The organism is Snodgrassella sp. W8135 (assembly GCF_016101225.1).
Taxonomy (GTDB): Bacteria; Pseudomonadota; Gammaproteobacteria; order Burkholderiales; family Neisseriaceae; genus Snodgrassella; species Snodgrassella alvi.
This window is the reverse complement of sequence record NZ_JACFQX010000002.1, coordinates 237,154-249,468: the sequence shown is the minus strand read 5'-3', so window position 1 is coordinate 249,468 and position 12,315 is coordinate 237,154. Positions and strand designations below refer to the sequence as shown.

The 12,315-nt window shown below is 43.0% G+C and carries 10 protein-coding genes; 3 read left to right on the top strand and 7 right to left on the bottom strand.

Annotation, left to right across the window (positions count from 1 at the left end; all coding sequences use genetic code 11):
- Positions 1–136: 136 nt before the first annotated feature.
- Both thiS and H3T75_RS07255 read right to left on the bottom strand, forming a co-directional pair.
- On the bottom strand, positions 137–331 hold the full coding sequence (thiS, locus tag H3T75_RS07260; protein WP_025331599.1) for a sulfur carrier protein ThiS: 195 nt from the start codon (positions 329–331) through the stop codon (positions 137–139).
- Positions 331–1,446, bottom strand: coding sequence for an FAD-dependent oxidoreductase (locus H3T75_RS07255; protein WP_096765850.1), 1,116 nt, complete (start codon positions 1,444–1,446; stop codon positions 331–333). Before H3T75_RS07255 ends, thiS begins: the two co-directional genes overlap by 1 nt.
- Positions 1,447–1,615: 169 nt before the next feature.
- Between H3T75_RS07255 and H3T75_RS07250 the strand changes: the two genes are divergently transcribed.
- The gene (locus H3T75_RS07250; protein ID WP_025331601.1) at positions 1,616–1,888 is read left to right on the top strand and encodes a DUF3079 domain-containing protein; all 273 of its coding nucleotides are present in this window, start codon (positions 1,616–1,618) and stop codon (positions 1,886–1,888) included.
- Between the two features lie 816 nt (positions 1,889–2,704).
- On the opposite strand, the gene pta is transcribed toward H3T75_RS07250, so the two are convergent.
- Positions 2,705–4,402: a phosphate acetyltransferase gene (pta, locus tag H3T75_RS07245; RefSeq protein WP_100126122.1), complete on the bottom strand. Its 1,698-nt coding sequence runs from the start codon at positions 4,400–4,402 to the stop codon at positions 2,705–2,707.
- Positions 4,403–5,134: 732 nt separating this feature from the next.
- Between pta and H3T75_RS07240 the strand changes: the two genes are divergently transcribed.
- Positions 5,135–5,953, top strand: a complete 819-nt coding sequence (locus H3T75_RS07240) for a PQQ-binding-like beta-propeller repeat protein (RefSeq protein WP_157785010.1) — start codon at positions 5,135–5,137, stop codon at positions 5,951–5,953.
- A 193-nt stretch (positions 5,954–6,146) separates the two neighbouring features.
- Here the strand turns inward: H3T75_RS07240 and H3T75_RS07235 are convergent, their stop codons facing one another.
- On the bottom strand, positions 6,147–7,562 hold the full coding sequence (locus H3T75_RS07235; RefSeq protein ID WP_198211381.1) for a hypothetical protein: 1,416 nt from the start codon (positions 7,560–7,562) through the stop codon (positions 6,147–6,149).
- 257 nt (positions 7,563–7,819) lie between these two features.
- Between H3T75_RS07235 and H3T75_RS07230 the strand changes: the two genes are divergently transcribed.
- Positions 7,820–8,824 carry an MBL fold metallo-hydrolase gene (locus tag H3T75_RS07230; protein ID WP_198211380.1) on the top strand — a complete coding sequence of 335 codons (1,005 nt, stop codon included), beginning with the start codon at positions 7,820–7,822 and terminating at the stop codon, positions 8,822–8,824.
- A 274-nt stretch (positions 8,825–9,098) separates the two neighbouring features.
- Here H3T75_RS07230 and H3T75_RS07225 read toward each other — a convergent pair whose 3' ends face one another.
- Genes H3T75_RS07225 through H3T75_RS07215 form a run of 3 tightly spaced genes read right to left on the bottom strand, consistent with a single transcriptional unit; the run spans position 9,099 to position 12,233 of the window.
- Complete coding sequence (locus H3T75_RS07225; protein ID WP_096765862.1) at positions 9,099–9,752, bottom strand: TetR/AcrR family transcriptional regulator; 654 nt, start codon at positions 9,750–9,752, stop codon at positions 9,099–9,101.
- A 49-nt stretch (positions 9,753–9,801) separates the two neighbouring features.
- Complete coding sequence (gene murB / locus H3T75_RS07220) at positions 9,802–10,851, bottom strand: UDP-N-acetylmuramate dehydrogenase (RefSeq protein ID WP_198211379.1); 1,050 nt, start codon at positions 10,849–10,851, stop codon at positions 9,802–9,804.
- Positions 10,848–12,233, bottom strand: a complete 1,386-nt coding sequence (locus H3T75_RS07215; RefSeq protein ID WP_198211378.1) for an MATE family efflux transporter — start codon at positions 12,231–12,233, stop codon at positions 10,848–10,850. Before H3T75_RS07215 ends, murB begins: the two co-directional genes overlap by 4 nt.
- Between the last annotated feature and the right edge of the window lie 82 nt (positions 12,234–12,315).

Genomic DNA, 12,315 nt, shown 5'->3' with positions numbered 1-12,315 from the left:
GCTCAAATCACCAATTCATTTACAGATAAACAAAGTAAATTATTCTTCCCGGCAGATATAAACCGGCTGTTGCCAGATAAGCAAAAACCCTGTATCAAACAGGGTTTTCAAAATAAAACTTAACTACCAGCGGGTACTACCCGCCCACTACCGGTCTGACAATATCCACTTTATCCTGCGGCTGCAACTGATAAACAGAATATTGTTTTTTAGATATAAAACAAGTATTTACCGAAACAGCAAATGGTGATTCCGGCATCAGCTGCTCCAATAGATCAGCCACAGTATTACCATTAAAATCAATTACATCATCATTAACACTAATATCCATTAATCTGTTTCTCCATTGTCATTTTCCGGTAAAACATCAATATGATAGCGTGCCGGCGCATCCGGAATGGATTGCTGCTGCATTAAGGCCTGTAATACCCGTACTGTCGCAATACTTACTGCCGGCGAAATCATAAAACCGTGCCGGAACAGACCATTTACAGCCACTACATGATTTTGCTTATCATAACGTATTTCCGGGCTTTCGTGATTAAGTGTCGGGCGCAGTTCAGCCATACTTTCCAAAATCCTTGCTTCACCGAATGCCGAATGAACAGTATGCAAAGCAGACATCAGCTCCAAACCGCTGCGCACACTCAGATTACTGTCATCTTCACTTTCAATCTGTGTAGCACCGATAACAAACAACTTATTCTGTTTGGGTGCAATATAAATAGGATAGCGCGGATGCAATATCCGTACCGGACGATTAAGCTCAATATCAGGCGCATAAACCCGCAGCACCTCTCCCCGTACCCCGCGCAGACGGCTCTGACCATGGCTATTCCAGTTACTTTTGCCGCCATAGCCGCGGCAATCCAGCGTCCAGTGAGCCAGACCGGCACATTCAGCCAAATCACTGCTCTGCTCCCAGTGACAGCTAACCTGCTTTTGCTCGAGCACATCGGCCAGAGCCAGTAATGTCTGGCGATTATCCAGCTGCCCCTCGGTCGGTAAAAACAGTCCCTGCTTAAAACGTCCGGCCAGCTGTGGTTCATGCTCACTGATTGCCTGTTTATCCCACATCTGCCAGACGCTGTTATCCTGATGGGCACGCTGCAAGTGATTAGTAAATTGTTTTGCTAAGGCACGATCCTGCGGATGCCATACAATCAATGAACCATTTTGCTGCATAAATACCGGTGTAGGAAACGAATCCACCCACTGGCGCCAGACAGGCAGACTGGTATAACCCAGTTGTACCACAAGAGGCGTTGCTTCTACTGCCTCAGCTGTAGGTGCCAGCATAGCTGCCGCTGCAAAAGCAGCAGCGCCTTCACCATTACGTTTACCGGCATTAAATAATATTACTTTACAACCCTGCTCTGCCAATAACCAGGCAGTCAGACGTCCCAATAAACCGCCTCCCAGCACTGCAACATCATATTGTTTCATCGTGCACCCATTTTTGTTGACTAGAATCTGTATTCAATTTCAGTCTGCATCCGGTACCATCAGCACCTCATCCAGACAAAATATTACACGGTTTTCATTTAACCGTTCCTTGAATAAAACTATCTCAGCAGGTATAACTTCATATTAATCGTCACAAGTATGCATCATCATGGCCAAGGTTTTTCCGTTACACCCGAAACATCCCGAACGAATCTGCTGGGGTTGTGATAAATATTGTCGTGCTGATGATTTGCAATGTGGTAATGGTTGCATCCGTATCCCGCATCCCTGCGAAGATTTCGGCGAGCAATGGTATCTGGACGGAGACTGGTCTGGCTTGCTTTCAGAAGCACAGCGCGCACAGATTGCCGCCGCCGGTAAACCCTCTTTACCGGAAGAGAAACCACATAAACCGCATATCAAACTGGCGTTAAAAAAGTAAGCTGTCCCTAATGTAACAGCAAATACACTTCCCTGTCAGAACCCATGTCGCAAAAAAACAATTTCTTTAATCCAGCTCATAAATTTGAAACACAGCAGCATAAGGTGCACATCAAGCTAAGTTAATTCAGCATGAACCGAACTGACCATTAAACTCAATTTATGATTAAAAATCATATTGATATATTTGCAAACCAGATACAAGATTGAAAACATACCGGAAAAATTACCACGCTATCCATATTACAGAAAATAGTGGCTGTGCAATACAAAATAAAATGATTCTGAATGACGATATTACAGTATAAAAACTGTATTCTGGTAAAATTCCAAACCTGTATATATTATATTTATTTAAAATGGTAGATTCTTTCAGCTAAACCAATACCTGAAACAATATTGCAAATAGTGACCAGCAGCGGGCAGCAACCTAGCCGGCATGTGTGCACAGAAATGGTTCTCAGTTCAAAATAACAGCAGATAAAAATAAAACGCCTGCAAATATCTGCAGGCGAGTATTTAATACCGTAATATTTCCTCTATTTTTAAATTATGCCTCTGTATTCTTGGCTTTTTTCAGATCATCGTCTGTGTAACAGACTGTAATTTATGAATTCAATTTTGACAATAGTTTGTAAATATATAGCACCAAAAGACAACAATCTACCTTTTTATAACTAAAATTAGAAATAATATTTCTCAAAAGAATAGATTTATTAAAAGTTATTACCAAAAATTAAAAACAGACAAATGATATTACTATCATCTGTCTGCTGTATAACAAAATTACAATGCCTGCGGGCTTGTAATATCTTGCCTAGTTCATCTGTACTGCCTGAATTGCCGTCAGTGCAATGGTATACACAATATCTTCAATCAGGGCACCGCGTGACAAATCATTTACCGGTTTATTCAGCCCCTGCAACATCGGACCGACACTCAGCACATGTGCACTGCGCTGTACTGCTTTGTATGTAGTGTTACCCGTATTCAGATCTGGGAATACAAATACAGTTGCCTGACCGGCTACCTTGCTGTCCGGTGCTTTCTGTTTGCCCACACTTGGTACGCTGGCAGCATCATATTGTAAAGGACCGTCAATATGTAAATCAGGACGTTTTTGCTGTGCCAGTTTGGTTGCTGCGGTAACAGTTTCAACATCAGGACCACTGCCGGACGAGCCAGTAGAATATGAAATCATCGCTACTTTGGGTTCAATACCGAATGCTTTAGCAGAATCGGCAGACTGAATAGCAATATCAGCCAGCTGTTCGGCTGTAGGATTCGGATTAACAGCACAGTCACCATATACCAGCACCTGATCCGGCATCAGCATAAAGAATACACTGGATACCAGACTGGCCCCCGGCGCAGTTTTAATCAGCTGCAAAGCCGGACGAATAGTATTGGCCGTTGTATGTACAGCACCGGATACCAGACCATCTACATCACCGGTAGCCAGCATCATTGTGCCCAGAACTACCGTATCCTGTAACTGTTCAGCAGCCTGTTCCGGAGTCAGACCCTTGCTCTTTCTCAGTTCGACCATCGGAGCAATATAACGTTCACGGATACTGTCAGGATCAATAATTTCCAGAGATGCAGGCAAAGTAATGCCTTTAGCCTGAGCCACTGCTTCCACTTCTGCTTTTTTGGCCAGCAGAACACAACGGGCGATACCTTTATTTTCACAAATTGCAGCCGCAGCAATGGTACGCGGTTCATTGCCTTCAGGCAGAACAATGCGTTTATTCGCCGCACGGGCACGTGCCATCATCTGATAGCGAAACGCTGCCGGTGCCAGATGTGTTGCTACAGGTTTCGCCAGTTCGCTACCCAGCACATCTGCATTTAATTGTGCCGCTACTGCTTTAGCAGCTTCCTGTGCCTGTGCAACCTGTACATCTGCCGGTACAGTAACCAGACCGATACATTCCAGCTGCTTACCATGTTTAGCCAGTTCAGCCTGAACATCCGCCGCAAAACCGGCAGATGGTACATTCTGTGCATCAGCAGTTAAAATAAATCCACTGATTTCAGTATGTCCGTGTGCATAATCATGCAAAGTCAGTTGTAATTGCGCAGCCACCGCCGCTGCTGTCTGACCGGCCACTGCTGCGACCAGAATTACCCGGGCATTCAGTGCAGCCGCAATTTTCACATTCTGTGCCGGCAGATATGTACGGCCTGCTTCAGGTATTGCACCTTCAATAACAACAACATCATGTTTAATTTCGTCCATCTCGTGGAAAGCAGCAACAAATTCTTCTACTACATCATCTGCTTGTCCCTGATATACACGTTCATCCAGATTACTCAGCGACTGCGGTACCGGTAATTTCTGATTCAATACAACCTGTACAAGTTCAGATGTATTATCCTTAGCCACATCTTCAGCAATTGGTTTAAAGTACAAAGGCACATGACCTGTTTGTACAAATACCTGCGCCACGCCCAAACCTACAGCAGTTATATTTGTCTGAGTTCCTGTCGGCACCAGCAAAAATTGTGACATAAACATCCCTTTCATTTAAATTACACTAGCAGCAAATACTGCACTTATCTTATCGTTAACGATTATAATTTACTTCGCTGCGCTATATTATAAGTTACATCAACTTTTGCATGAAAAAACATAAGCCGGCCGGATATTGCAACCACTAACCAAGTCATAAGTCATTATCTGCTCAATTATTTCCTGCCTGAATCAGGCAGCAGCACCAGCACAGCATTACTAATTTTTACTCAAAAATCATTATAAAAAACATTAGTTTGAACTAATAAAATCATCCAAATCTGTCAAATAACTGTATATGTTTATTTTTGCTATTGCTGAGTTTCGCCTTTGATATTTATTTTATATCGCTAATTTCGTATTTCTGTATTTTCTGTTTTTTATATACGCTTTTGATAGGCTTTATTCATGCATTATTTGGACATTTAAATTTTAGAGAATGATGATGGCAAATTATGAATCATTTATTTCTGACTCTTGCCCAGAAAATAGCTATACCGGCTTTCGCTTTAAGTAAGCCATAGCATTGCAGAAAAAAAAGCTAAGCAATTTTTGCTTAGTAAGCTTAAGCATGAATAATGGCCATTAGTAATTTCTCAGCTATTCTGAGTGTTATGGTGTTCACATTTCTTTAGCTTTTAGCGGGTACTCATGATGAAAAAACTCTCCTTATATACCATTGTTTTTGCTTGTCTTGCTTTATGTACTTTATATTTATACGGAAGGAGCAATATGGTCAGCTCAACAACCGGAGCAACTGCATCCAATACGTCAGCAAATAATACTACCAGAGCAGCTGCATCCAAAATATCAGCAGATAATACTGCCGGATTAACCACCGTAGCAGCTTCTTTTGATGCGCCCACAGGCATTGCTTTTGATAGCTCAAATGCCATGTATGTTACCAACTGGTCTGGCAATTCAATCACTAAAATAACCGCGGACGGTGAGCGTAAAACTATTTATTCCAATATTTCTTCTCCTGCCGGTATTGTAATTGATGCAGAGGATAATATTTACGTATCATCATACAGTGATGACTATATTCTCAAAATAACTGCTGACGGCAAAGCTGAAAAAATTTCTGATGGCTACCATACTCCGACAGGTATTGCTTTTTCCAATTCTGGAAATTTACTGATTACCAACCGCTCCACCGGAGAAATTGTGTCTCTTGATTTAAACAACCGTCGCAAGGAAATTATTGCACGCGGTCTATCCACTCCGGTTGGTGTAACACAGTTACCGGATAACAGTTTGGTTGTTTCCCAGTATAGTGGTCGCCTGACCTTAATCCGCCCGAATGGTCAGCAAACAGAGCTGGGCAAAGACTTCAACCGGCCGGGAGTAGGTATTGTCACCGTTTCGCCAAATATGGTTGCCGTGATTGATAATGGTGCTGATATGGTACGCACAGTTGATATTAAAACCGGGACTGTACGTAAATTAGTTACCTCTTTACCAGGAGCAGTAGCATTGGCTTTACATAATAATCGCTATTACATAGGTACATGGCAGGATGGTACTGTTTATGCTTTTAATCCTAAATAGTTCAAACTAGACATTAGTTTCAATAAACTGTTCAAACCAGTTTCTAAAACAAAACCTGAATGGCTTTTCATTCAGGTTTTGTTTTTACATAAGCATCTTTTAATCATCAGATACTGATCCAGAAATTTCCTGATCACAGAATTGTTACATATGTATTTCCGGCTATCTGACAAATAAAATAGTTTTTAAACAACTATAGATTTGCCAGTGCTCTGCTCATTTCAGTAAAGTCTCCGCGCATCTGATACCACAGATTACTACGTGCCTCACTAAACTGCTCTTCACGACTAAGCAATGTACCTTCCGTAAATGCTGTGTATTTTCTGGGAACATGTCCGTCAAACCAGTAATAAGTTTGCGATGAAGTACTTTTTCCTCTATAGCTACGGTTTAATTCATATAGTCCACTGGTATGCACTTCAGCATTCATTACCGCTTCATTAATCGTCTTCACACTATATTGTTTGAAATAAAAATCTTCATAAACAGATTGCTCAACCATATTACCATTTTCATCAGCTACCTTTTTTGTACCCACTTTCAGATTTTCATATTTATCATCCGTCTCAATATTATCCTTATACTGCTGAAAATGACCGCGGGTCATATTTACATCAATCACCAGATTAGCCGATCCAGGGCTGTTTACAAAGCTGACATAGCTTGCCTGGAGTATGGAACGTATCTGGTAGGCCAGATAGTCATTTCCACGGATAAATATCTGTACCTGTCCTTTTTGTTCATATACACCTGCCTGTCTGGTAGAATCTTTATAGGTGTTACCATAAGGACTATACACATCACTGGCCGCACGGAACAAAGCCGCTGCCTGCCGGTATTCACTCAGTAGTCTTGCTTTGCGCACAATACCCTGCGCTTCCTGATAGTGACTTTCCGCTTCAGCAGTTCGCCATTTTTTTTCATAAATAGCGGCTAATTTGGCACTGTCCTTATAATTGCCCAAAGGCAGATAAACATCATGAGCTTTGCGAAAATTATTCGCTGCCTCTTTATAATTTTTGTCTCTAACATTAGCCTGTGCTTCAGTGTAATATTCCTGAGCAGCAGTTTTATAATACATGTTCTGATTATCATCAGCGCGCTTTTTAATATCCTTGTAATTAAAATACTCATAGCCCTGACGGTATAATTTAGCCTTGCGCAAATAATCTGCACTGTTTGAAGCTACAATTGCATTAGCCTGCTGATAAAACTGTATAGCCAGAGATTCTTTCAGACCATCTACTGTATACAGACTTAAATATTTTTCAATATAAGTGCTGTAACTTTTATCTGCCAGCTCAGTTTTCATCGCCAGTAACAGCTGATAGCTTTTAATCCGTAAGTCATAATCAGAAACGGTAGCCTGTTTAATATTTTTTTGCGCCATTTCCACTAAACCGCTAACAGTAACCTGCAAATACAGAATATCCTTGTCCTTCCATGGCTTATTCTTTTGCTCAAGCTTCTTAGCCTTAGTGTTGAAATTATTAGCCAGAACTTTCACTCCGCCTACATAATCACCGGTTTTGAACTTGTCCTCCGGCTTAACCGGTAATGTACAGCTTGCCAGCAACAGACATAAAAAGACCAGTAAAATTTTTTTCATTTTTCGATCTCCAGAGGCGCGAAAACAGACGCATGATAAAATACAAAAGGCGCATATTAACACTAGTTAACAAAACAAACAAATGCCTTTACTTTTATCCTGATTTCATTCTGTGTATAACATCATCCCACCGTCGCAATTTCGGTATATCTACCTGAATGATTTATAATTAAGTTAAAATAGAAACTGCAAACAGCATTAAAACATTTAAACTGATAATATATTGCCGTAGCTGTATCAGCTAAAGACAACAGATAATGCTATTTAAGAAAAGAAACCCATATTACAATCCGGCTAAAAGTCATCATACACCTTATGGTTTCTGCAATCTGGAACCTACAGTCATCAAACCCCTGGAAGTCTATCGCTGGAACTGGGAAAGGCATATCCATCATCTGCCTAAACCACCGCAAAACGGATATGAGCATTTTGCACGCAACTGGTATCAGAAACCGGACTTTACACTGAGCGGCAACCGGCTGTGGTGGATCAGCCATGCCACACTGTTCATACGTTTACAGCAATGTACCATTATTACCGATCCGGTATTTTCACAGCGGGTATCACCAGTAACATTTGCCGGCCCCAAACGCCGTACTCAGCCTGCAGCCAGTATTGCCCAACTGCCTTCAGTGGATGTTATCGCACTGTCACACAACCATTACGATCATCTGGATAAGGCAAGTATCCGCCAGTTAGCCGAACGTTTTCCGTCCATCACTGCCGTTGTTCCCCTAGGTTTGAAAAATAAACTGGAACGTATGGGCGTACGTAATGTCATTGAACTGGACTGGTGGGAACAGGTGACGATTAAAGATATCCGATTTCATGCTGTACCAGCACATCACTGGAGCCAGCGCGGCATTTTCGACCGCAATCGTACTCTGTGGTGTGGCTGGATAATGCAGACAGCCGCGGGAAGTACTACTTATTTCAGCGGAGATACAGGTTTCAGCGAGATTATGTTCCGGCAGATTGCCGGGCGATTTGCCCCAATAGACATGGCTGCAATCCAGACAGGAGCTTATGCACCCCGCTGGTTTATGCATAATCAGCACATAGATCCTTATCAGGCAGTAACAATTTTTCAAATACTACAATGCCGTCAGGCAGTTGGCATGCACTGGGGTGCATTTGAACTGGCAGATGAACCCATAGATGAACCACCACAGCTACTAGCTCAGGCCTGTGAACAACAGCAGCTGGACAACAGCCGTTTTGAAAGTATCAAAATGGGAGCCAGCCGTCCCATTCCTGATTAAATTAAACAATAATAAGAAATTTCATCCCCAGCATATCGTTCTGAACGGAACTCACAGATTGTAAAATAAAAAATATTATCTTAATTTTATTTAAATTTCAGTCTGCTACACCTAAAATACGGACTAACCAATTGATTGCCGTAGTAATCAGTGCAACTTTATAAATATACATGCAAAAATAGTATAGTTTCTTAACTTGAACAAATGAATACTGATAAAAACTATCGCATTAAAAATTCTGTTTAAGCTAAACCACTTTTATTTATTTTTATTTTCACACCTGATTACGCAAATCATTCATCATGCGACTGAATTCTTCCCGGTAGGCAGGGGCAACATAAGGTCGTAACAGAGTCAGAGTCTGGTGAGTACCACGAAATTTTGAAGCTTCAGTCAGTTTGCGTTCATACAAAGCACTGTCATAATCACACCAGTATTTGGTAATCAGCCAGATATTCACCGCCATTTCCTTGCGGGCAACTTCATCCGTCTGTATAAAACCAATATCAGTCAGTTGCTGCAAGAGATTTTGCAGTAGCGGTGATACACGAACCCGGGTGAAATTATTGTGTTCACCCAATAATTCTGCACTGCGTGAAAGCATTGCATTTAAATCGCTGAATAAAAAACGGTATTGCCACATTACATCATAAACACCAAGCATATAGTTCTTAATCGCTTCTGTGTCCTGTGGCGGACTGACCTGCTGCAGATAACACAGCAATTTCTCACTGTAGCGCTTGAATAACTGCATAATAATTTCATCTTTATTACGAAAATGATAATAAAGATTGCCCGGACTGATACCCAGAAAAGAAGCAATATGATTAGTGCTGATGTTGCGTTCACCCTCTTCATTAAACAGTTTCAGACTGGCATCAATAATGCGGTTATACGTATTGGGGCGTGATTCTTTCACCATATTAATTTCTTTCTGATTATGCAGTTATCACCGAGCAAAGCATACAGATATTCTCTTAACCAGCCGCATGCGGCAAAACTTCCGGCAGCCAGACCGGTTCCGGTTCGAGCAATACCTGAAAATGCTGTGCTACACAGTTACGAACATATTTAGCCAGAGCAACTACATCGGCCGCGCTGGCCTGTTTTTTATTAACCAGTACCAAAGCCTGCTGCTCATGAACTGCCGCACCGCCAAGCTGATAACCTTTCAGGCCGCACTGGTCTATCATCCAGCCTGCTGCCAGCTTTACCTGTCCGTCAGGCTGTGGATAATGCGGCAAAGTCGGATATTGTTTTAATAGGCTTTCTGCCAGTTCAGCTGCCACAACAGGATTTTTAAAAAAACTACCGGCACTGCCAAGCACTCGCGGATCAGGCAGCTTCTGCCGACGGATACGGCACACTGCCTGTGCAACGATACTGGCGGTTAGGGCTTGTCCCTGTGCCAGCTCTGTGGCCACCTGAGCTAAATCACCATAATGCAGTTGTGGTGTAAAACTGCGGGATAATACAAACCGTACCGCCACAATGACATAACGCCCTTGCCGTTCATGCTTAAATACACTGTCCCGGTAAGCAAAGCTGCATTCATTCCGGCTAAGCCAGCACAGTTGCTGATTTTCAAGATCAAAACATTGTACAGCCTCAATACAGGATTGTACTTCAACACCATAAGCGCCGATATTCTGTACAGGTGCCGCCCCTACTGTACCCGGAATCAGACTCAGATTTTCCAGGCCGCACCAGCCCTGTTCCAGCGTGTACTGAACAAATTCATGCCAGTTTTCACCGGCCGCAGCTTCTACGATAACCTGTTCACCATCATCCGCCACCAGCCTGATACCACGATTGGCCATACGCACCACCAGTGCCGGATAATCCTTACAAAACAAAATATTACTCCCGCTACCCAGCCACAGCACACTTTGCCGTTCAAACTGAGGCAGTGCCAAAATATCCGGCAACTGTTCAGTATTCGTTAATGTGACCAGCCAGCGTGCCCGTACCGGCAGAGCAAAAGTATTTAGCGGTTGTAAATCTGCATGTTCAATCACATTTATCATGATTTGCCTTCTGCATCTGTCAGCATAAATTTTTCACTTTTCCGGTGCAGATACCACACCAGTGCCACAGCCGCACCTGTCAATGCCAGCACCAGAGCCAGCCAGAAACCATAAAGTGCCATACCGAAATACAAACCAAACAAACAGCCGAAACCCAGACCCAGACCCCAGAAACTGAACGCATGAATCACCATCGGAATCTTAGTCAGCTTATAGCCGCGCAAGGCATAAGAAGCAATTGTCTGTGTTGCATCAGACAACTGGAAAACTGCTGCAAAAATCAACAGCGTACCGCCCAGTAAAATTACTTCCTGATCAGCTGTATATAAGCCTACCCAGAAATGCCGGAACAGCAGCAGCATGATCCCGGTAAAGCAGGCACCAAGCAGACCCATACACAACCCTACTCCGGAAACAAAGCGGGCACGCTGCCAGTTACGTGCTCCGACTGCCTGACCCACACATACAGCCAGCGCAATGCCCACACTTTGCGGCAACATATAAATTAAAGAAGTAATACTGATTACCACCTGTTGCGCTGCCACCTGAGTGACCCCGAAACGGGCAATCAGCAAACTAATAAAAGTAAACAGACTCACTTCCAGAAAGAATGACATTCCGATCGGAATACCCAGACGCAACAAAGAAGCCTGTGTACGCCAGCGCGACCACTCAAAGCGCGCAAACAGAGCAAAAGGTGCAAAATACCGCTGCCGTATAATATATATGCCTAGTGCAATGGCATTCAGCCAGAAACAGATAGCAGAGGCCAGACCACAGCCGGCTCCTCCCATCTGCGGCATTCCGAATTTTCCATAGACAAAAATATAATTAAGCGGAATATTCAGCAATAGTGCAATCAGACTCACCACCATAATAGGTTTGGGGCGGTTTAAAGAAGAGGCAAAAGCATAAAATGCCCGGTGAATCATCGCTGCCGGCATACCCAGTGCAATATAGAATACAAACTGACCAAATACTGCATCCACATATGCACCCATATTCAGCCAGTGCTGCATTGGTATAATCATTGCCCACAGCAACAGCATACCCAGAACACCGAGAAACAGTCCGAACCATATCCCCTGCCGTCCCTGCTCTCCGATTTCCGTTGTTTTACCGGCTCCGTATAACTGTGCCAGTATCGGCTGTAATGCCGTCATCACTCCCAGAAAAGTAATATACAGCGTAATAAATACATTCGAACCCAGAGCCACACCAGCCAGGTCGTTGGCACTGGCATGACCAGCCATTACAGTATCGACTACGCCTACACCTACCTGCGCTACCTGTGCAATAAGAATCGGCAACGCCAGCCGCAGCAATCTGCGGCATTCAGCCAGCAACTCGCCCCGGCCGTGCTGATTCAGTTCAAACAACATGTTTCACCTACAAAATTAAACAATACAAACAACAAAATACCGTAGATCATCACATTCATCAGGCAGTTTACTGCTGCGATGC